Origin of the sequence: Kitasatospora sp. NPDC096077, assembly GCF_040303245.1 — a bacterium.
Taxonomy (GTDB): domain Bacteria; phylum Actinomycetota; class Actinomycetes; order Streptomycetales; family Streptomycetaceae; genus Kitasatospora.
In genome coordinates this window covers 1-21,254 of the sequence record NZ_JBEOSV010000048.1, presented here as the reverse complement: position 1 = coordinate 21,254, position 21,254 = coordinate 1, and the positions used below count along the sequence as shown (strand labels likewise).

20 protein-coding genes are annotated in these 21,254 nt (G+C 69.6%); 16 read left to right on the top strand and 4 right to left on the bottom strand.

All coding sequences use genetic code 11. The features are described 5' to 3' along the window. Positions 1-179: 179 nt before the first annotated feature. The 12 genes from ABTZ03_RS30840 (at position 180) to ABTZ03_RS30785 (ending at position 12,750) form a co-directional block, all read left to right on the top strand. On the top strand, positions 180-1,193 hold the full coding sequence (locus tag ABTZ03_RS30840; protein ID WP_350516406.1) for a P-loop nucleotide/nucleoside kinase family protein: 1,014 nt from the start codon (positions 180-182) through the stop codon (positions 1,191-1,193). Then, a complete protein-coding gene (locus ABTZ03_RS30835) occupies positions 1,190-2,407 on the top strand; it encodes an HAD-IA family hydrolase (RefSeq protein ID WP_350516405.1) in 1,218 nt (405 codons plus the stop codon). The genes ABTZ03_RS30840 and ABTZ03_RS30835 overlap by 4 nt, the downstream gene beginning before the upstream one ends. Next, on the top strand, positions 2,404-3,252 hold the full coding sequence (locus ABTZ03_RS30830) for a DUF1932 domain-containing protein (RefSeq protein WP_350516404.1): 849 nt from the start codon (positions 2,404-2,406) through the stop codon (positions 3,250-3,252). The genes ABTZ03_RS30835 and ABTZ03_RS30830 overlap by 4 nt, the downstream gene beginning before the upstream one ends. 936 nt (positions 3,253-4,188) lie before the next feature. Beyond that, complete coding sequence (locus ABTZ03_RS30825) at positions 4,189-5,457, top strand: hypothetical protein (protein WP_350516403.1); 1,269 nt, start codon at positions 4,189-4,191, stop codon at positions 5,455-5,457. 35 nt (positions 5,458-5,492) lie between these two features. Further along, entirely contained in the window at positions 5,493-6,356 is an 864-nt protein-coding gene (locus ABTZ03_RS30820) for a DciA family protein (RefSeq protein WP_350516402.1), read from the top strand. A 113-nt stretch (positions 6,357-6,469) separates the two neighbouring features. Further along, positions 6,470-6,718: a hypothetical protein gene (locus ABTZ03_RS30815; RefSeq protein ID WP_350516401.1), complete on the top strand. Its 249-nt coding sequence runs from the start codon at positions 6,470-6,472 to the stop codon at positions 6,716-6,718. 434 nt (positions 6,719-7,152) lie between these two features. Further along, positions 7,153-7,707 (top strand): hypothetical protein, encoded by a 555-nt coding sequence (locus ABTZ03_RS30810; protein ID WP_350516400.1) that lies wholly within the window; start codon positions 7,153-7,155, stop codon positions 7,705-7,707. A 135-nt stretch (positions 7,708-7,842) separates the two neighbouring features. After that, positions 7,843-8,733, top strand: coding sequence for a DciA family protein (locus ABTZ03_RS30805; protein ID WP_350516399.1), 891 nt, complete (start codon positions 7,843-7,845; stop codon positions 8,731-8,733). A gap of 103 nt (positions 8,734-8,836) precedes the next feature. Then, on the top strand, positions 8,837-10,153 hold the full coding sequence (dnaB, locus tag ABTZ03_RS30800; RefSeq protein WP_350516398.1) for a replicative DNA helicase: 1,317 nt from the start codon (positions 8,837-8,839) through the stop codon (positions 10,151-10,153). Positions 10,154-10,560: 407 nt separating this feature from the next. Beyond that, on the top strand, positions 10,561-11,751 hold the full coding sequence (locus tag ABTZ03_RS30795) for a DUF6083 domain-containing protein (protein WP_350516397.1): 1,191 nt from the start codon (positions 10,561-10,563) through the stop codon (positions 11,749-11,751). A 32-nt stretch (positions 11,752-11,783) separates the two neighbouring features. Then, positions 11,784-12,029: a hypothetical protein gene (locus ABTZ03_RS30790; RefSeq protein ID WP_350516396.1), complete on the top strand. Its 246-nt coding sequence runs from the start codon at positions 11,784-11,786 to the stop codon at positions 12,027-12,029. Between the two features lie 316 nt (positions 12,030-12,345). After that, complete coding sequence (locus ABTZ03_RS30785) at positions 12,346-12,750, top strand: hypothetical protein (RefSeq protein WP_350516395.1); 405 nt, start codon at positions 12,346-12,348, stop codon at positions 12,748-12,750. Positions 12,751-13,092: 342 nt separating this feature from the next. Here the strand turns inward: ABTZ03_RS30785 and ABTZ03_RS30780 are convergent, their stop codons facing one another. Beyond that, a complete protein-coding gene (locus ABTZ03_RS30780; protein ID WP_350516394.1) occupies positions 13,093-15,525 on the bottom strand; it encodes a UvrD-helicase domain-containing protein in 2,433 nt (810 codons plus the stop codon). Between the two features lie 389 nt (positions 15,526-15,914). After that, on the bottom strand, positions 15,915-16,541 hold the full coding sequence (locus ABTZ03_RS30775) for an HAD family hydrolase (RefSeq protein ID WP_350516393.1): 627 nt from the start codon (positions 16,539-16,541) through the stop codon (positions 15,915-15,917). A gap of 41 nt (positions 16,542-16,582) precedes the next feature. Between ABTZ03_RS30775 and ABTZ03_RS30770 the strand changes: the two genes are divergently transcribed. Then, on the top strand, positions 16,583-16,741 hold the full coding sequence (locus ABTZ03_RS30770) for a hypothetical protein (protein WP_350516392.1): 159 nt from the start codon (positions 16,583-16,585) through the stop codon (positions 16,739-16,741). A gap of 249 nt (positions 16,742-16,990) precedes the next feature. Here the strand turns inward: ABTZ03_RS30770 and ABTZ03_RS30765 are convergent, their stop codons facing one another. After that, positions 16,991-17,533 (bottom strand): hypothetical protein, encoded by a 543-nt coding sequence (locus ABTZ03_RS30765; RefSeq protein WP_350516391.1) that lies wholly within the window; start codon positions 17,531-17,533, stop codon positions 16,991-16,993. 399 nt (positions 17,534-17,932) lie between these two features. Continuing rightward, positions 17,933-18,595, bottom strand: a complete 663-nt coding sequence (locus ABTZ03_RS30760) for a hypothetical protein (RefSeq protein ID WP_350516390.1) — start codon at positions 18,593-18,595, stop codon at positions 17,933-17,935. Between the two features lie 314 nt (positions 18,596-18,909). On the opposite strand from ABTZ03_RS30760, the gene ABTZ03_RS30755 reads away from it, so the two are divergent. From ABTZ03_RS30755 to ABTZ03_RS30745, 3 genes are all read left to right on the top strand, one after another. After that, on the top strand, positions 18,910-19,338 hold the full coding sequence (locus ABTZ03_RS30755; RefSeq protein ID WP_350516389.1) for a hypothetical protein: 429 nt from the start codon (positions 18,910-18,912) through the stop codon (positions 19,336-19,338). 104 nt (positions 19,339-19,442) lie between these two features. Beyond that, positions 19,443-19,982: a hypothetical protein gene (locus ABTZ03_RS30750; RefSeq protein WP_350516388.1), complete on the top strand. Its 540-nt coding sequence runs from the start codon at positions 19,443-19,445 to the stop codon at positions 19,980-19,982. A 75-nt stretch (positions 19,983-20,057) separates the two neighbouring features. Further along, positions 20,058-20,732, top strand: coding sequence for a hypothetical protein (locus ABTZ03_RS30745; RefSeq protein ID WP_350516387.1), 675 nt, complete (start codon positions 20,058-20,060; stop codon positions 20,730-20,732). Positions 20,733-21,254: the final 522 nt, after the last annotated feature.

Here is a 21,254-nt window from a genome sequence, read left to right as displayed (position 1 = left end):
GACTTCAAGGTCTCGTCTCTCATGGGATACATCACAGCGGCCAAGCGGCCGACGAAAAATCACATGGGTGTCATCAGCTCCATCAGCACGTCTTACACACCTATTCACATCTGCATACACATGGGTTTTGGCTGGTCAGCCCTAGGCTGCCGGGCATGGTGACACTGGAGGGTGGGGGCATGGCCAAGGGACGTGTGGGGTGGCGGCCCGACCTGCTGCGCGCGCAGCGGGAAGCACACGGGCTGACGCTAGAGAAGGCAGGGGAGCGACTGCGTCAGGTCGCTGAGTCGGCGAAGCTCAAGGGCATCCCAGCAGCGAACCCGCAGACCTTGTGGCAGCACGAGCAAGGCGAGGTCTACCCCGGTCCTCACTACCGCCGGGCGTACTGCCTGCTCTACCGGGCGACCGACCCAGAGCTCGGGTTCCGTGCCGCTCTGCCGGGTGAGGAGACATCCTTCCGGCTGACGCCGGCGAGCGCCGAGCGCAACGGCGGGCACGTGCTGGCCGTCGAGCGGGCGATCCACCGGATCGCGCCGGGCGGTGGTGAGGCCGACCACCTGGGCGTGCAGCAGCGGATCCTGGACGCCTGGAAGCGGAGGCACACCGGCGGGGATCCGCACCGCCCGGTTGTTGTTCTCGTCGGCGGGTTCGCGGGCAGCGGGAAGACCGAGTTCGCCCGCTTCCTCACTCAGCTGACTGGGTGGCCGCTGCTGGACAAAGACCCGCTCACCCGACCGCTGGCGGAGCGGCTGCTGGTCTCGCTGGGCGGTGACCCGAACGACCGGCACACCGACCTGTACCGCGACCAGGTACGCAACCTGGAGTACGACTGCCTGATGCAGGCGGCCTGGGCCAACATCAACTGCAAGATCTCCACGGTGCTCACCGCGCCGTTCATCGCCGAGCTGACCAACGCGGACTGGATGCAGCGGCTCACGAACCGCTGCGCCGCACTCGGCGTCGATGTCGCGCCGATCTGGGTTCAGTGCGACCCGGAGTCGATGCGCGAGTACGTCACCTTCCGCTCCGCGGCCCGCGACGCCTGGAAGTTGCAGCGCTGGGACGAGTACCTGCAGACCATCGACGTCGACCTGCGTCCGGCAGTACCGCACCTGGTCGTCGACAACCGGCTCGGTGCCGCGATCAGCCTCGCTGACCAGGCTCGGCAGGCGATCCGGGAGGTCTACGCATGAACGAGGCGCCCGCCGTGCGTGGCGTGATCCTGTACGGGCCGCCGGCGGCTGGCAAGGACACGGTCACGCGCGCCCTGACCTCCGCTGATCCGGTCTTCGCCTTGTTCTCGCGGGTGAAGGTCGGCCGGGGCCGGTCGGCCGGCTACCGGATGAGTACTCCGGAGGAACTCGCCGCGCTGCGCGAGTCCGGGGCCGTGGTCTACGAGAACTCGCGCTACGACAGCACCTACGTGACGGACCGGCCGGGCCTCGACCAGGCCTTCGCGGCTGGGGTGCCGGTGATGCACCTGGGCCAGGTCGACGGCGTTCGAGCGGTGCTCGACGGCTATCCGGCTCGGTGGCTGACTGTCCTGCTGTGGTGCCCGCGGGAGGTGACGGCCGCTCGGTCGGCCGACCGGGGGGACGCCGACACCTCCGCTCGCCTCGCCGCTTGGGACGCCACGGAGGCCGACCTCGCCGCCAACCCCAACGTCGAGTTCGACCTCACCATCCGTACGGACGAGATCGCGCCCGAGGCAGCTGCCCAGCAGATCCGGCAGGCGCTCACCGAGCGCCAGGACTCCGCTCCGGGTGAGCTGGTGCTGGTCGACTTCGACGACACCCTGATCGACCGTTTCGCCGCGGTGACGGCCTGGGTAGCGACGTACTGCACAGGTCACAGTCTTGGACCGGCCGTCGAGCAGCGGATGCTCGAAGCGATGCGAATCCGCGCCGACCGGGACGTCGTCGAGACCCTGTGCGCAGAGCTCGGTCTCCCTGACTCGCCTGACGCGTTCTGGGCCCGGTACGAGCCGGAGCTCGCCGCTGCCGTACGACCGTTCCCCGGCGTGATCGAGGCCCTCACTGATCTGCGGGAAGGCGGCCACCAGGTCGTCGTCGTCACCAACGGCGGCGGCCAGATCCAGCGCGCCAAACTCGCCGCGTCCGGCATCGCCGACGTCGTCGACACCGTGTGCATCTCCGGAGAGGTCGGCGTCCGGAAACCGGCCCGCCAGATCTTCGAGGCCGCAGCCGCCAGCATCGGCAGGGACCTCTCCTCAGGCGGGTGGATGATCGGCGACAACGCCGACCTCGACATCGCCGGCGGCCGGGATGCCGGACTGCGCACCGTATGGATCTCGCACGGCCGCCCGTGGCCTGGCAGCACCAGGCCGGACCACGTCGCGCGGACCGCCGCAGAGGCGCTCGCTCTCATCCAGGGCGGTGCCCGGTGACGTCGGATCGGCCAATCGTCGGCGTGCTGCACCCAGGAAGCATGGGCGCAGCCGTCGCGGCCTGCGCCGTGTCGGCCGGGGCCCGGGTGCTGTGGTGCCCGGCTGGGCGCAGCGCCGCGACGGTGCGGCGTGCCGAGCAGGCCGGGCTGGAGCCGGTGGCCGAGCTGGGGGAGCTTCTCCAACGGGCTGAGGTCGTGCTGAGTCTGTGCCCGCCGGCTGCGGCCGAGGACGTCGCCCGCGAGGTCGCTGAGGGCGGGCTCACCGGGGTCTACGTCGAGGGCAACGCGATCAGCCCGGCTCGGGTACAGAGGATCACAGACCTGCTCAGCCGCAGCGCCCGGGCGGTGGTCGACGGATCGGTGATCGGATCCCCACCCGTCAACGGCAAGCGCACCCAGCTCTTCCTCTCCGGGCCGGCCGACGCCACCGCCCTGGTGGCAGGCCTGTTCGCCGGTACTGCCGTGTCGACGCCGCTGCTCGGCGAGGAAATCGGCCAAGCCTCCGCGCTGAAGGTCTCCTACACCGCCTATCAGAAGGCCAGCAGGGTGCTCGCCGCGCTCTCGTACGGCCTGGCCCAGCACCACGGCGTCGACCAGGCGCTGCTGGAGGTCGCCGGCAAGCGGTCTGGCAGCTACCTGACCGAGACCGACTACATCGCCAAGACGGCATCACGGGCGTGGAGGTGGGCACCGGAGATGGAGGAAGCCGCCGACACTCTCGACGCGGCAGGCCTGCCCGACGAGGTACTGCGCGCCGTGGCCGAGACGCTCGGCCGGTGGACGGATGCGAAAGATGGCGAGCTCTCAGTCGAGGGCGCCCTCAGCATGCTGCAGGAGCCAAGGTGAGCAGGAACTGTCGGGCCGTCGGGCCGGTGGTTCGTCAGGTCGACACGGTGTGCTGTCGGCTGCGTGCTGGGCGTGCTGAAGGGGGTAGGGTGGCCGTGCTTGGCACAAAAAAATTTCGCCGCCCAGGCCTTGGACAAGCCGGGGCGGCGCAGTGGATCAGCGCCCCCTGGCAGGGGCCCTCTCCGCGGTCAGACCTAAACCCTAGGAAGGTCACGACATGTTGCAGCGTACCCGTACGCGCTCCCGAGCACACACGCGGCGCCCCGCCGTGGACGCGACCAGTGGGTCGCTCCGGCGGGGCGCCGTCGTGTCTGTATGCGGATACACCTCGCCCCCGAAGGGGGTTGAGATGACGTAGTCGTCGAGGGCGGCTGCCGACCCGTACCACCGGGTCTCCACCGCCCGGGCCGTTCTGCCGGTGACGCCAATCACCAGGCCCACGGCCACGTACACCGCCCGTCGAGCGCCAACTCGAGGAGCGAGGGCCCGATCTCCGGCTACCAACCGGGCGACCAGGCGAATTCAGGTTCTCAGCAGAACCACAACCGACGCCGAGGGCGCCTTTTGCGTGCCCACCTATCTCTAGGAGGCCCTGCCATCATGCAGCAGCCCCGTCCGGGCTGCCAGTGTCGTCGTGCTCGTGGTGCCGTGACCGGCGCCGCGGGTTTCGACGACGCTGGCACTGTTCTTGGTCGTCCGACCGAGTCGGATCCCGCTTCCTGCCTGGCCTGTCGAGACGCGATCTGCGTCGGAGGGTTCATCAGCTCCCCGTCCCGCCACCGGGTCGACGTGACGCATATCACTCGTCCGGGTGAGCGCGGCGGTACCCCGTTGACCACCCTGCCGGGTGTAATTCAGGCCGCCCCGCTCGTTCCCGGCCAGCGACAGAATCCGGCCGCCGCCGAATCCGTGGTCCCAGCGAAGAAGGCCGCGTGGGTGCCGCAGCAGCGCCAGCTGCTGTCGGGGACGGCGGGCCGGATCGCGCCGGACGGCTACAGCTGGCGGCAGGCCGCGCACTGGGTGCACGGCGCCGGCCTCCACGTCCCGACGCACGGCCCGCGGTTCGGGGAGACGACGCTGCGACTGGTCGGGGTGCTGTCGGAGCTGACGCCGTGCCGGCCAACGATCGCGTACCTGATGCGCGTGCTGCAGGCGAGCCGGCGGACGGTGCAGTACCACCTGGAGATCCTGCGGGCGACGGGCCTGCTGGCCTGGCGGTCGGTCGGTACCCGGCTGCCGATGACGGAGGGCCAGGTTCGGGTGGTGAGCCGGGCATCGGAGTACGAGCGGCTCATCCCCGCCTCGTACGACGAGGCGCTCGGGATCCGCACCGCGGGCGAGGGCGTGGAGCGGCGGATGACCGGCATCTCGGAGGAGGGCCGCGGCCTGATCGCGGAGCTCGGGAAGAAGGCTACGAAGCGCCCGCGCCGGACCCGTCGGGCCATCCGTCACAGCCGTACCCGACAGTCCCTCAACACCTCGCGTTGCACCCCAATGGAGGGCGGTACCACCGACTGCGTGAGCTCTTCCTTCATGGGTGGTGGAAAAACTACGGGCGAGGCCCGTGTCGAGAAGTCAGCCACCAGGAAGAAGCGGACGGCGAAACCAACTGGAGAGCGTCGTCGAACCGTGCTCAGCCAGGTCGTCACGGCGGCGATGATGACGGCCGGGGACCGGCTCGCCCGGGTCGCGTACCGCCGGGTGCCCTGGGTGCGCCAGGCCAGCCACGACCAGCTGCGGTGGGTCCTCAACGACCTGGCCGACCGGGAGTGGACCGACGACCGGGTCATGTCCTGGCTGGGCGAGATCGCAGGTCAGTACGGGTGTGCCGGGGTGCTGTGGCGCCCGGAGCGCCCACATGCGCTGATCGCCCACGCCCTGCGCCAGGATGTCGAACAGGACCGGCACGACCAGCAGGTGGTGGCCGATGCCGCTGCCCGGGTCAAGGACACCACCGTAGCCGCGGTGCGTGAGCGGACCGGTGAGCTGGAGTTCCTGGCCGACCTGTTCGGCAAGGCTGCCACTGCCACCGTCGCGCCGGTGACCGAGCAGGACCTGCAGGCGGCGCACTACCTGCCCGCCGCGGCCGCCGCCCGGATGGAAGCCGCCGGTGATCTGGCGATCGACGAGTTCGGCGCCGACATCGTCGCCCAGTACGCCGCCCTCGACGCCAACCCGAACATCCAGCTCGGCGTCACCCGCTGACCACCCCACCCCACCGTCCCGAACGGAGGTTGACCATGGCCAACACCACCACCGGCCAGGAGCTCGGCGGCGCCGATCTCGCCCGCACCGCACTGCGCGTCGCACGCCGTACCGCACGCGAAGCCGGAAACGCCCCGGCGAAGAAGACGACGCCGTCCCGCCAGCAGATCGCGCGCGCCGGCCGGGACGCCCGCGAACCTTCCACCCTGGCCGCCGTCCTGCCTGCGATGGCGGCCTCGCAGGGCTGGGCCCTCGGCACCGCCCAGGGCGCCATGCGCGGCAACTGGGCCCAGCTCGTCGGCGCCGAGGAAGCCACACACTGGGCCCCGTCCGGCTTCAATGCCGACACCCGCACCCTGCGCATCACCTGCGACTCCCCGACCTGGGCCACCAAACTCCGCCTCGAGCAACGCCAGCTCCTCGCCAAGCTCAACCACGCCCGGCCAGACACCGTCCGCGCCATCGACATCCGCGTCGGAGCCAACACCCCCGCCGAAACCGGTAGGGCCGCCGAGACCTCCGGAGCCGGCCAGCCACAGGCCCCCCGGGCCTGGGCACCCAACGGTCCGGCCGCCGCCGACAATCCGACCTACCAGCAGCTCCGCCGACAGATGCGTGACCAGGCCGTCGCCCGCCGGGTCGCGCTCGACGAGGCCACCGCCGACCGTGCCGCAGACCGCGACAAGTGGTTCCACGGGCACCGAGGCTGGCTGCGCGAGCCAGAGGGAACCCTGCCCGCCACCGAAGACATCCGACACCAAGAAGCCGCTGACCGCCTCCACGCGCGTGAGCAGCTCGCCCGCCACCACGCCGCCCTCGCAGCCGCCCGCGTCATCCGAGCCGGGGCGCTCCTCCTGCGCACCGCCTGCCCGGCCACGAGGCGGGCTGGAGCAGCGTGAGCAGCAGTTGCCCTCGCTCGTTAACCGGAAAGTGGTCAGGCCACTACAGTGAGCTCCTGGTATGGGAACCCGCTCCGGCAGAGCCCGCTCTACGACCCGAGAGGAACGGACACGTGGAACTGCGCCTGCGAGACCTGGTCGGCCGTGAGATCACTCTGGACGACGACGAGCAGACGCCCTGGGAAATGGGCGACTACCGCGACCGCCGCGTCGCCTACCGGGGTGCGGTCATCGACGTACAAGGCGGACCACCGCCGGTCCTGACGCTCCTCAACTCGCGTAATCGCAAGGAGATCCGGCTCAACCCGGACACCTGGACTATTCGCGACGCCAGCACGGGCGAGATCATCACGCCGGCGTGAACCGTACGCCCCTCACTACGCCGGCAATGACGGACATTGGGACGGCGTCTACACCGTCAGCAAAGTCCGCGGCCCGGAACCCGCTCGCCGGCAACACCACCGATCAGGAACTGCACCGCCTCATCGAGGCCGCCCTGCGGGTGGACCAGGCCGCGCACTGGGAAGCTCCGATCGACGACGTCCTCGCGGACCGCATGGTGGAGATCCTCGACGTCGCCCCACGGCCTGCCGACACCCCGGCTGGAATCCCAGCTCCAACCTGGCGTCAGACCTTGGGCCCATAGTGGCCCCGCCGACGACCATGGGTCGGGCATGGTCGTGATCGCCCAGCAGAGGGAGATCTGGCGATTCGCCGGACAGCGGGGTGGATTCCGCTCGATCCTGCCCGAAGCGCAGCACACGACACGATCCCTGAGTACCCGAACGGAGAGCCCGTGCAGCAGGCACAACCCCACCCGTACCCGGCAGGCACCACCTGGCTGTTCAACGCCGTGAGGAATAACTACCCCAACGCCTTCGAGCTCGTCCTGCGATGGGAGGCCCACGGGGAACGACAGTTCCGCGACAACGCGCCCACGGACATCGACGCGCTGACGCTATGGCACCAATGGGCGCACCACGTGGCCGACGACCTCCACACGGACGACCCCGTCCGGTACAGGCCGGGCGACGTCCACATCACCTGGACCATCAGCACCCCGACCGCACTCGGCATCGCCGAGTACGCCCCGCACTACGAACCCAGCCCCTTCCAGAAGACCCTCCCCCACCCCGAAGACTTCCTGACCCACTACACCCACCCGGTCCACAGCGTCACCGGAGAACGCGTCAACTGGCTGCGCCTTCCGGTCGTCGACCGGCGCTGGCAGACCGGCGGGCAGGACGCCGGCCACAGCTTTATCCAGGACGCCATCGGCTGGAAGCCCGGCCCGCTCCAGCCGGTGATGAACGTCCGCCAGCTCGCGGCGGCCGCCGGCGTCCAGCTGTAGCAAGGGGCCCTGCCACTGGCCCCGGGGCGGCGTAGCCCATGATGCCGCCCCGGACACCGGTCAGACTCGCCCGCCAGGGCCCCGCACCTCTCCTCTGGGTCGTTCCTCGGCGAAGGCCTGTTCGCGTGCTGGCAGGTGTACCAGGATGTCGTCATGCGGGTTGACGGGGAGGGCCAGGGCGATCTCGCCAGGGACTTGTTGCGGACGATGCAGGCGCGGGCCCGGCGAAGCCCGGTCGTCCGGACCGGGTCGGCGCGGCCGGGGCCGTTGCGCCGGCCTTACGGCAGCGAGCCGCTGCTGCTCGCGGAGCTGGCCCGCGAGTGCATGGCTGGCATGGGCTGGAGGATTCCGGGTCAGGCGATGGTGCGGGCCCGCTGGACCGAGATCATGGGGCCGGACATCGGGGCGCACCTTGTTCCGGAAAGGCTCGACGAGCGCTCAGGCGTTCTCCACCTCGCCGCGTCCTCGAAGGCGTGGGCGTCCCAGGTGCAGTTCCTGGAGCGGCTGATGCTGCAGAGGCTGCGTCACGAGCTCGGGGACGCTGCCCCCAGAGCGTTGAGGATCACGGTGCAGGGCCCGTCCGGTGGCCGGCTTTCCGCGGTGGGCCCCCGGTTCGAGGAGCCGACTGCGAGGGCTCCGGTGTCCGTGGCAGGTGGACGGCCGTCTGCGGACGAGGAGGGGGAGTTTCCGGAGATTTCCGAAGAAGAGTTCGCCGAGGTGTTCCCCGAATCGGCTTTCCCCGATGCGGCGCTCGCGGAGGAGGTGACCGATTCGGGTCCGGTTGATCAGGGAGAGCTCGTGCACGGGCGGCTGCGGGAGCAGCTGGCGCATCAGCGGGCGGAGGAGGACCGGCGGCGGCGCGGACGGGAGGACGTGCTGCGGTTGCCGAGCGGGTGGCTGGACGGTCCGGCAGGTCTGAATCCTGGGCCGCCGCCGGAACCGGGCCGGGCCCGGTGGGCGTGTGCGGTGCTGGCCTCGGCCCGCCTGCGTGCGGCTGCCGACCGTACAGTCGGCGGAGCTGAGTAGGGTTTTGGGACCTCCGGCGGGCGCAGGCCTCCGGAGGAGCGGATCACGGTGCGAGGGGGCGTTGGTGGGCGGCGAAGCGAGTGGGCTCGGGCCTGGCGGGGCGGTGGAGTCGCGGAAGGAGGAGGCGGAGCTCCAGGACGAGCGCGATCTTCTCAGCGCGATGACGAGGTCGCGGACGGTGGTCGCGGACGTCCTGGACGTGGTCGGCCCTGGTGATTTCCGCAGCCCGGCCCACGCCCTGGTCTTCCTCGCGGTGCTGGAGGCGTACGCGGGGGACGGGCCGCTCGATCCCGCCGCCGTCGCGGTCGCGCTGGCCGGCAGGGGTGACCTGGAGGCCATCGGCGGCGATGCCGCGTTCGACAAGATCATGTCGGCCGACTCGCGGGCGGGCCGCGCGGTCAAGCGCGCCCACCGGATCCGCCAAGCGGCGGTGCGCAGGCGGCTGGCGGAGGCGTCCGCGGTCATCGACCACGCTGTCGCCTCCGGCGCGCCGATCGACGACGTGATCGACCTCGCCGAGAACACGGTGCTCTCGGCCACCGGCACCGACCGGATTCCGGAGCTGCCACCGTTCCGCGACCTCGTGGAGGGTACCCTCGACGAGATCGAGGCGATTGACTCCCAGACCAGCGGGGTGTCTGGCGTTCCCACCGGCTTCGCCGACCTCGACGCCCTCACCAACGGACTCCACCCCGGCCAGCTGATCGTCATCGGCGCCCGGCCGGCGATGGGCAAGAGCACCCTGGGGCTCGACCTCCTGCGTTCCTGCACGATCCGCGGCGAGATGCCGGCGGCCCTGTTCACGCTCGAGATGGGCCGCAACGAGGTCATGATGCGGCTGCTCAGCGCGGAGGCGAGGATCGCGCTGCACCACATGCGCTCCGGCAACATGACCGAGGACGACTGGACCCGCCTCGCCAGGCGCCTGCCAGCCGTAGAGGGCGCCCCGCTCTACGTCGACGACTCCGCGCGCACCCTCACCGAGATCCGGTCGAAGTGCCGCAACATGAAGCAGAAGCGCGGCATCCGGCTCGTGGTCGTCGACTACGTCCAGCTCCTCGACTTCGGCCTGCGTCAGTTCGCGAGCCGCTACGAGGAGATCAACGAGATCTCCCGCCACCTGAAGCTGATGGCCAAGGAGCTGGGCATCCCCGTTGTCGCGATCTCACAGCTCAACCGCGGGCCCGAACAGCGCACCGACAAGAGGCCGCAGGCCTACGACCTGCGCGACTCCGGCACCCTCGAGGACGACGCCGACATCCTCCTCTTCCTTCACCGCAAGGACGCCTACGAGAAGGAGTCGCCCCGCGCGGGTGAGGCCGACCTGATCGTCGCCAAACACCGCAACGGCCCGACGGCCACCATCACCGTCGCCTTCCAGGGCCACTACTCCCGCTTCGTCGACATGACCCGGGACTGACCCGCCACACGGAATCGCGGAGTCCTGGACCGACCACCCCGTGGTTGTGTGTGGTCGCCGACCCCACATCCAGGGTCACCCGGCTCCGCATCCACCATCGCCCTCGCCCGGCCCCGCTATCGACCTCCGCGTCGGCCTCGACCCCCATCCGGCAGGGCCACGGCCTGGACGAACGTTCCGATCCCGTCCCACCCGCCTTCCTCGACGTCGCCGGTGCCCAACCCGCGGCCTCGACCGTGAAGACCCGTGCGGCGGTCAGCGTCCGAGGAACTGCTCCACGGTCAGGACCAGTTTCAGGCATGATGGCTCGTCAAGTATCGTAATCCACGGTCTTGTTGATCATCTTGCCTCGCTCTGGCACTCCGTCGCCGGGCGCCGGCGAACGGGCTGCACAAATTGGAGCTGAGATGAGCCCAGAGGAGCCGTTCAGCCTCGGTTTCGAGGGCACCGCCGGCCGCAGGCTGCGCCTGCACGCCAGCAACCCGTCGAAGGTCCTCCGTTCCCGGGCCCGAGGTACCTGCGGCTGGTGCGGCAACGTCGTGGACTGGTTCGACCGCTTCGACGGCGGTCGAATCCCGCTGACACCGATGCTGTTCCCGAGCGTCCGGGTGCCGCGGCGCCACCAGTGGAGCGTCGACCGCGGGATGGCCCACCTCGGCGCGACGGGTGACGAGTGCCGAATCCCGCACCCCGCGATCTGCCCGGCACTCGAGCATGTCGGCCAGGACCCCGAGCTGGCGCGGATGACCCAGGTCCTCGGCGTGAACACCCGCAAGCTGATCGACACGGGCAAGTTCACCCCGCCCGCCGCTGCGCCGGACGACGAGGACGAGATCGCTCAGCCGGAGCCCGAGAACGCGGCACCGGACGGAAGCGCCCGGCACATCCTTTATCACGGCTCTGTGCTCAAGATCTGCCCCGGCCGGATCGAAGACCTGCAATGCGTCGCCGACGCCGAGAGCACCAGGCGACGCTGCGAGAACCCGGTGTTCGACATCTCCGAAGGAGGATGGACCCAGGTCGACATCCCTCCCGCTGCCGGCCGCAGCGGCAAGGCGATCCTTCTGACCTACCGCGGCCGAATGTGGGCATGGGAGATCCAGCCGCTTGACTACAAAGACGCACTGCGCTGGTTCTGGCAGAAATGCCCCATGCATCACAACGCGCCCGAGGCCCATGATCGTGAGCTGATCGACTTCTCGACCGCCCGGCACGCGCCGTTCATCCTCACCGAACGCCCACCCGGGTACGAAGCGGCCCAGACCACCACTGCCGCCAGCGGCAGCGCCACGCAGCCCTCGGAGGCCGGCCGGACCCGCTGCGCCTCGGACGGCTGCTGGAACGGAACCCTCGTCCCCGTCAACGACGGTTGGCTGTGCTGGCAGTGTGCGAAGAGGGCGCGGACGCGGGAGACCGTCCGGCGGAAATGGCAGCAGAACCCGCAGCCCTCCCGCGAGCTTCCGACCGTTCTGATCCCCGAACAGCAGAATTCCGAGGAAGCCGGAGACGCCACGGCATTGTTTCTGCACGATGCGAGTCAGTCCGAGTCCCTGGTCAGCGAGGACTTCACGGGCTGGGACGACAGCTCGCCGTTCTGACACGTCACACGATCTGCCTGCAAAGGAGACGCATGGCAAGTCCTTTCGAGCCGGACTACGGGGAGGGATTCCGATACGCGCCGCCGCCCGACCCGATCCCGTGGCCTTCCGACGATCCCGTGGATGACCCCGTCGACGACCCGGTCGACGACCCTGTCGGTGATGTCCTGGAAGAGGCCTACGAAGCAGCCTGGAGAGAGGGACGAATCAGCCGGGACAGCGACGAGGCTCGCGCATGGCGGCACCTTCGGGCCAACCGGTACGACAACCCAACCTGACCGACGGCGGCCACGCCCGATCCCGTCGATGCGCACGACGGCAGTGTGTCGGGCAGCCGTGAAGACACAGAAGCCCAGCCGACGGTCGCGGTAGTAAGCGAACTGGTCGGCGCGCGACGCTACCGGTTGCGAGGACCCAGGCCGAGTAGCCTCACGACAGGAGAGGAGCATCGCCATGACCCAGCCCCCTATCCACGGGACCGAGCCCCTTCACCGACCCCCGCAGACTCCGGCTGCGCCGGTGGGCACACCAGCCGTAATCAGCAGGGAGCTAGGGAACAACATGGCCGGTGTACCCGTCAGGTACGTTCGGGTGATGCCCGAAGGGCAGTTCGCGGTCTTCACGGCACCATTCGCCGATGTCCGTCACGCGATGGGCGACGGACAGCAAGGTGACCTTGTGGGTGTCCCTCTGGCGACCCTCCACCCGGTGAGAGCCCTGCACTTCGAGCCTGCCTACTTCTACGGGCCCGACTGCCGTGACCTGAACCCGGTCGGTGGAAGCATGCGCTACTGGCTCAACAACAAGAGCTCCGGTACCCAGCGGCCCAGCCGGGGACCGATCGTATTCGTGGCGGGACCCGAGCTCAGTCTCACGGAAGAGCAGATCACGGTGCTCAGGGCCCAGCACCACCGATCTCTGGAGATCGCAAGGAGTCGGGCGAAGCGAAAGAGCAGGAAGCGGGATTCCGTTGCCCGGCAGACGACGCTGGAAGTGTAAGGCGAACTCCGGCGCCGACCCGGCCGACAACGACTTCGTTCCCCGCCTGTCTGCCGAGGCCACACTCAGCCCGGAGGAACGTCCCGGCGGCAGAGATCGAGGACCACGATCAATGGATCCCAGGGCCGGCCGCCGTGTTCTCCCACGCGAGCGCACCGATTCGGAGCGACTGCGCTGGGACAGCCTCCAGGACGAGGCCCCGGGTGAGTCACCGTTCTCGTCACCTGAAAGCGAGGGAAGGTCAGTAGACCTTACCCAGACGTCCGCCGCGGCTTGGTGCGGGCAGTGCCGGGGTGCTGCCCGCACCAAGCCGGTGTGGCGATGTTCTGGCCGACCCGCTTGTCAGCCGACTGTCCTGGCCGCCGCCCGCAAGTGTGTGCGAAGACGGCCACGCAGCCCGGTCAGGCTGGTCCGGGCGCCGAGCCGGGCAAGGAATTCGTCCACACCCCAGACCACCAGGTGGCCCTGGCGCGAGAGATAGAGACCGACCCGGTCGATGCCGTAGTCGTCGTCGTAGTCGAGCAGGAGGTAGCCGGCGAGCTGGTAGATCTCGTCCCGGCCGAGCCTCTGCGGGCGGGTGCTGGCCTTGCAGTCCAGGAGCAGGCCGTCAACGATGAAGTCGGCGTCGGCACCTCCGATGTCGGCACTGCCCGCGAAGACCGGGCCGCAGATCCGGTCCTCCGGCGGCAGTGACCGGAAGGCCTTGAACGGCTCCTCGGCGAGGTTCATCTGCCGTCGGAGATCCTCAACGACGTACGGAGGAACGTCCGCGCACAACAGGTCGAGAGTCGTTGTGCCGGTCGCGCCGGCCAGCGGGTTCTGCCGACGGAACCGCCCGCTGCGGAACACGTCCTCGAAGTGTGCGGCAACGAAGCACAGCCGACTCAGCCGTTCGTCGTCCGCCTGTGAGGGGTCGGCGAGGTACCCGCCCACCTCGGCCAGCAGTTCCAGCCCGGCCCTGTGCAGGGACATACGGCCGTCGGCCCCAGGTGCTCCCGCGAGCAGCTGCCCGAGGCCCGTCCCGCGGACGCCCAGCTCGACAGCTTCGCCGAGCGGCTGTCCCAGGGACAACCGCAGCCGGTAGTCGATGGCGTGTCCGAGCGCGGGCCAGTCCGGGTACTGGACGTCGACAGGCTGAACCGGGTGCGGCAGGCGGGAGATACGCCGCTGGTAGTCGGACACCACGGCGCCGCTTCCGGGCAGGTACTCGGCCATGAACCGGGACATCGGAGAGGTCGTGTACTGGAGCTGGCCGGTCAGGCTCAGATGGATCATCGGCACGCCGCCGATCGTGCCGTCCCGCTCCTCGATGGCCATGGCCTTCTCGTAGCCGCCCACCCATGAGAGTCCGCGTACGTCGAGCTGATGGCGGGCCCGGGTGACCGCGACGTAGACGAGCCGCGCCTCGTCCGGCCGCATGGGCAACTGTCGGCCTTCGTCGGTGACTGGAGGCAGTGAGAACCCTTCGCCGACGCGCACGGTGTCCCACTCGCGGCCTTTCGCCTTGTGCACGGTGGAGACCGTGACCCTGGCGTCACCCTCGGGGCTCAGCTGCGCCACGGCCTTGAGGATCGGCTGAGGCCCGTGGTCGTCGACCAGCTTCACGATCGCCTTCAGGTCCTGCCCGGCTTTGTCGTGCTCCACGTAGTCCTGCACCTCGCCCCAGGAGTTGAACAGGAACAGCTCGGGGTGGCTGGTGCGGCGTCCTGCCTGGAGTTCGAGGGCGGCGTTCGCGATCCGCTCCAGCGCGTCGCCGCCGCCGGCCAACGCGACCGGTACTCCGCGCTCCAGAAAGCCCAGGACCTCCTGCATCGAGTCGGCGTTGCCCCGGCACAGCACCGCATCGGGCTCGCCCAGCGGCTCGATCCGCGAACCGACCGATCCGGATCCGGTCAGACGCAGGTCCGACTCAGCGTGCTGAAGCCACCGGTTGGCCTCCTCGGAAATCCGGGGGCCGAAGCGAAACGACTGCGTCAGATGGAGGTGCTCGGCCGGGAACCCCGTCATCACGTCCTTCGCCGAACGCCAACCGTAGATCTGCTGGGCCGGGTCCCCGACACAGATGCGCTGCGCCGGCTGGTTGAGGAAGACCTCCTCCAGCACCGGGTTGGTGTCCTGGGCCTCGTCCAGCAGGACGAAGTCCGCAGGCAGCACCGGCGCGCCCATAGCCCACATCTTCATGTAGAAGTCGTGCTCGAACCGGAGCCTGCCCTCATAGGCCTGGATGTCTTCCCATGCCCTTACCGCGTACGGCAGCAGCGTGCGAGCAGCGAAGTCCTGGCCTTCAACGTTGAGACCGTTCAGCCGCTCCATGTGCCGGGCCATCACCTGCCGGTCGGTCGTGTAGCAGAAGCGCCGCACCATGCCCATGACCAGGCGTGCCTGGTGAGCAATGGTGATCTTGGTGCCGTTCACCATCAGGTCGCTCGTGATGCCCAGCAGCCGCGCAGTCTGCTTCGCGGGGATCCGCGCGGATGCCTCCAGCCGCGGCCCGTAGTTCCTTCCCACAGCCTTGAACGCGAGCGAGTGCGCTGTCCGGCACTCCACGTTCCGGCCGAACCGGCCCCGGGCATCGTCCGCGATCGCCCGGTTGAACGAAATGTACAAGCCCCGCCTTTTCGTGGCGGACCCCATCAGCATCAGGGTCGAGGTCTTGCCCGTCCCGGCCCCCGCCACCAGTGCCAGGTCCCGGCCAGCCACGAACACCTCCCTGGCAGCCTGCTGCTCTTGTGTCGGCTTCATGGCCATGCCGTCCTCCTCGGTGTGCGGCTTCATGTACCGCGATCACAGAGAATCACCGACCGCCAACTCACCGTCAAGAGTGGGATCTTGACAAGCGCTCGCCTCTCTCCAGCCCCGGCGTCGATGAACACTGCTGCAGAGCTACTCCGCCGGGCCCTGAGCTCGCCAACAGTCCCAAAACTGCAGAAGGAAGGCTTATTGGCTCCGTCAACTGTCGCACCACCCGAATCAACCGATCCAGCGTCCAGTCCACGACAGCCAGACCACCCGTGCCGAGGCAACGCGGTGCGCCTCTACCCACCGTTCATGCTCCGAGAGCCGGGCCCACTCACTGAGCGACAGCTCCGAGTTCGAAACGGTACCGACGCCCGTGCGGCGCCGGATGGATTCGCCCCAACGGTCACACCGCTAGGGCGATCCTGCTACTCGCCGACCAGCAGATCAGCCAGCGCGGTCAGCGAGTCCACGGTCCAGTCCGCATCCGGCGCGCTGGTCGTGAGGCCGATAGGGCCGCGGCGGAGGTGCACGGCACGCAGCCCAGCGGCCTGGGCCGGTGCGACGTCGTTCGCGGGGTGATCGCCGACGTACACGATCTCGTGGGACGCACCGGGCGCCCACTCCTTCAGGCGCTCGAAGAAGGCCTCGCTCGGCTTGGACACCCCCCACTCGCCGGACGTGGCGATCGCGTCGGCTGGCAGGCCGAGCTCACGCAGCAGCCCCGAGACCGCCGCATTCTGATTGCCCGCGATCCCCACCCACAGCCCCGCTGCCCGCAACCGCGCCAGAGCGGGGCGAACGTCTGGGTACAGGTCGGACTCGTCGAGTGCATCGCCGCGGCCGGCCGCCTGCCGGGCCTGCCACTCGGCGGCGACGTCCACGCCGGGCCTTACGATGCGAATGGCGTCGGCATTGTCACGGCCCTGCGCAAGTACTGCCCCGACCAGGGCAGACATCGTGTGCGTGGGCACGTCGAGCCAGCGCGCCCAGTCGCCCCAGTAGCGGGTGTCACTGGTCAGGGTCTCGCCGATGTCGAACACCACGGATCGCATGACGGCGAGACTACGCATGGCCGCTGCTGTCCGATGTCGGCATGCCCAAGCCGCTGCCCCTCCAAGCCGCCGACGCCACCGGCGTCCCCGATTCGAACGCCGGCCGGGCCGTCGCGGACGACCTCGCCCAGGACCTAGCCGACCTCGCCGCCGACTACCTCGCCGTCGGCGAACCCGGCCTCAAGGCCGCCACCGCCTGACCCCGCACCACCCGCTCCGGACCCACCGAGGGCCGGTCCCCTCGGCGAGAGAACCGGCCCTCGGTGGGTCCCCCGGCGAAGGAGACCCAGGTGCCACCCCAGTGCCGGCTGCCCGGGCAAGGAGCTATCCCCTGCACGTGCGGGGCCAACGTGGACCAATGGCCGTCGGTGCCCTTGACCACGGAGCCGTCCCCGCGAGCGCGGGACCGCTCTGAGGTGCCCCCGGCAGGAGGACTAAGGGGCGCGGAGTCAGCCGCCGGTGGTCGAGCGGTACGCCGTCATCGCCGCCGAGAGAACGGTTTCCGTGTCCGACGACGGATGGTCCTCGACAACGTGCTGCACCATGAGGATCACATCGCCCATGCGGACGAAAGCGGTTTCGTTGACGAACTGCTGCCCGCCGTCAGGAAAGGCCGACGTGAGGTGGAGCAGCAGGCTGTCATCGGCTGCGACTAGGGCCGCCGTGACGGACGCGGTGTCCCTCAGCGGTGTGCCGTCGGCGAGCGTGTTGGTGGAGGAAGTGCAGCGCCCGGCGACTCCACGGATGGCGGCCATCACCTCGGCGGCCTGTCCGGGTGCGTACCGGTCGAGTGACTCCTGGCCGAACCAGCCCATGTCGTCGTCGCCAACCGGTGTCCGTTCAACCCCCACCGCCACGTCCTCCACGGGGTGGGCGTGAGCCGTCATGAAGGACTCGACGCCGAGTTCGGAGCACGGCATCGACGCGATGGAAACCGCGGATGGGGTGTGCGGAGCGCCGGTCGTCGTCGAGTTGACGTCCGCCGTGTCCAACTGGAACCCCCGGGGGAGCCGGTCCAGGGTCAGCAGGCCGTCGCGTAGTGGAGCCTGAGGATGCGTCCGGTCGGAGGCCGCGCCGGTCGCCGGTCTGCCCTGCGGGTCGGCAGAGCAGGCTGACACTCCGAGAACCGCCAGAACGACCCCAACCACCGCGCGATGAAGTGTGCGCACTGATCTACCCCCAGGATTCATGATCGCGTCGTACTCTCCCACACAGGCAGTTCCGGGCACTGACGCCCCCGGGCAGGTACGGGCAGAAGACCCGAACCGCGGACGGTGATATACATTCGCGTCCCTCGACTGCCCCCCGCGCAGGTAGAGCGAACACCGATGGGGTTAACGGTTTCGTCTGGGTTCTGGCCCAAGTTGTGTGACCGGTGTAGTGCTCGGCTGCTACGGGACCTTGGGGGTGCACATCTTGCAGAGCCGGTACTGTGCTCCGCCCCGAGGTCCGGTGTGCTCCCGGATCCACGTGGCGGCTTCCTCGGTGGTCAGCACCCGCATGTTGGAGCCCTGGTAGCCGTGGTGAGCGAAGTCCCGGAGCAGCTGTGTGTCACGTTCCACCGGGTCCCAGCCCCCGAGGTCCGCCAAGGAGCCGGCACGTTGTGCTTCCTGGCAGACGGAACGGTGCAAGGAGCGCCGTCCAGCGGCGTACGGGTACTCGTCAGGAACCTTGAGACGTTCCCGCTGAGCGACTGCATCGGCCCGCAGCGCCGCGAAGGCGGGCTTGGCATCGGCGCAGACCGTGCAACCCACCGGGCAGTCGGAGCCCCAGGGCGCGCTGCTGACGGGCTCGTCGTCCATCCCGGGCATCGGCTCGTCGTACGCGGTGCGGATTTCTTCGGCGAGGCGAAGGAGTTGTCCGTGGAGTTCCTCTGCGGAGACGCTCTGCTGGGCGACCAGGTGCACCATCTCGATGACCGCGGGCAGTTCCATGGAGATGCCCCAGCCGACCTGCCCACGCCGGGCCGGGTTGTGGTGCCAACCCCAGGTGAACTGCACGTTCTCAACACGTTGGCTGCCGATGGGCAGGTTCGCGGATCCGTCGATGGGCACGCTCTCCGCCTCGCTGTCGAGTCCGATGACCTGCGCAGCGTACCGGCGAGGCAACGCCCGTAATTCGCCCCCGTCGCATCGACGTCGGCCATCTGTCCGGTCCGCGAGGCGGTGGGCGCCCGATGACCAAGCCCATCCCCAGCGGTGCCGACCTGGCCCGCACCGCCCTGCGCGTCGCCCGCCAGGCCGCCCGCACCAGCGGAAACGACCAACGCCGATACAGGGCCGTTCCAGCCCGCACCCGGACTTCGCGACCAGGTGAAGCTGGGCCGTTTCGGCCCGGCGGAAGACCCTGGAACGGCAGGATGGCGGCCATGACAGTCACGATCGGTATCCGAGTCGATTTCTGGGAGCAGCCGGCCCTCGGGCCGGACGGGGAGTCCAAGGGCTACGTCTGCTCGGTGGTGAAGGAGGACGGGTTCACCGCGTTGGCGGTGCCCGCGGTCGGGGAATCCCTCTCGGCGGTCAGCCTGCTGGTGGGCCCGATGAACGAGAAGCCGTACATCGCGCCGCCGCAGGGCGGCTACCCGTTCCACATCGTCCGGGTGGTGGAGCACTACCCGCGCCCGCTCGGCGACGACCGCGGGCCTGGGGCGATTGTCGTGGTCCACGCCCAGGTCGGCTACGAGGGCGAGCGCCTGGAGGAGTTCGTCCGCGTCTACGCCGAGGCCGGCTGGCACTGGATGCCCGGTGAGAGCCGGGCTGTCTCGAGGGCGGCGGAGGCCGCCCGGACCGCCGGCTGACGGGATCCGCCCGGCAGCACGGTCCCACGCCCGAGCCGCCGGGAGCAAAGAACCACCACGAACGGTCCGCCCCGAAGCGGATCGTCAAGCAGGAGGGGACCACCATGCTCACCCGCTACCAGTACGACGACGGCCACGACCTGCGCCAGGAGTACGTCCGGCAACAGCTCAACTGCCCCGAGGACCTCGAACTGTCCGAGCTGACGGTCGACCACGCCCTCCAGTTCGCCGCCGTCACCGCCGCCCAGCCCACCGTCCACGCGGCCAACCAGCGGCTGCTGGCCCTGTTCGCCGCGCTGCCCACGCCGAAGGACGACCCCGGATTCTGGCGGGCATTCGGGACGACGGCCGGCAACGGCTACTTCCTGCTGGGCAACCTCCAGAACGCCGTGCGCCTCACCTACGTGCACACCACCGAGACGGCCCTCGCCGGGCTGCTGCTCTCCGGTTTCGACGAGGTGCCCGACGACCGGCGCGGGGCCCTCGCGAAGCTCGTCGGCGAGCAGCTCGGTGAGGGTGCGCGCGCCGGGCACCTGTGGATCGCCGCCGTCGAGCAGGCCGCGCTGGCGGTACTGGTCGCCTCGCGACTGCCCAGGAACACCGAGCAGGTCGAGAGCTTCCGCGACGGCTGGCGCCTGGACTGAATCGCCCGGTGGTGGCCCCGCTGGTGAGGGGCCACCACCCCGGTCGCCCCATCGTTGTGACAGAAGGAGAAGGCCGTGTCGGAGTTCCCGGGCAGGGACCAGCTGAATGTGCTGAGCAAGCCGGGGCTGGAGGCCCTGTCCACGATGAACGAGGCGATCGGCGACCTCGCGCACGAGTGGCATTCGGCGATCGTGGTCGAGCGCCGGGCCCGTTCGCTGGGCGAAAGCGCCGAGCGCCGGCTCGACGGGGCGTCGTTCGACGCCCACGCACAGGCACTGAGCGGGCTCTGCCACCACGCGTTCGTGTACGGGCGGGGAGTCGAGACGCTGCTGTGGCGCTACGCCAGCGCAGGCGCAGCCTTGGGCATCACCGTGCTGGACCGCGTGGTCACCAGGAAACCCCCGCTCGACCAGGAGAGCCTCAAGCGGCTGTGCGAGGAACCGACCCTGGCCGAACTGGAGGCCCTGCTCAGGATCCCGGTCGACCGGCTGCTGAGCGCCCGCGACGCCGACGCACTCGCCCGAGCGAACGAGCGCCGCCAACGGCTGCTCGACGGCATCGAGATCGCCTACGGGATCCTCACCGACGACATGATCGAGGAACGCCTCGACCGCCCGACAGCGGCAGGAGCCCAGCTGTCCGTCTCCGCGATCGAGGGCTGCGACGCGCCATGGGACGCGCTGCTCGACGGCATCCTTGCGATGGCGACCGAGACGCCGTACGAGATCGCCTACGCCAGCCGCGCCTGAGAGCCCCCGCCTGCCAGGCCGCCAGCTGCTGCCCACTCAACTCGAAGCGGGGCATCGGCTGAGGTGTGCGGGCTGCGTTCGGGACCCCTGCCAGAACACCCACGGGGCCACAACGGCAGGCCCAGCCCCAAGAAGCCCGACCTCAATCGGCTGGTGCAGCAGGTGGAACCGCAGGGGACTGGGGCGCCGATTGCTACTGCCGATGCCCCGCCTCTGGGTCGGCTGAGCCCCGGCGGGGCCGGATCCGGCGTCAACCGGGTACTCGATGTCTCCCCGCTTTCGGGTGGATCGTCGTCCCGAAACGCCCGCCGGCACGATCCACCCGCGACCATGACGCGCGTGAAGATCCCGCACCTGTCCCTGCGCGTCACCGCGGGCGCGCTCGGCGCCCTGCTCCTCAGCTAACCGAGCTCCGGCAGATGCACACCTAGGGCGCGTATTCGGTTGTGATCATTTTGGGAAGTTGCCCCCGCGGTGCGGCCTGATCCGGTAGACCGTGTTCCGTGACGCGAGCGCAACTAT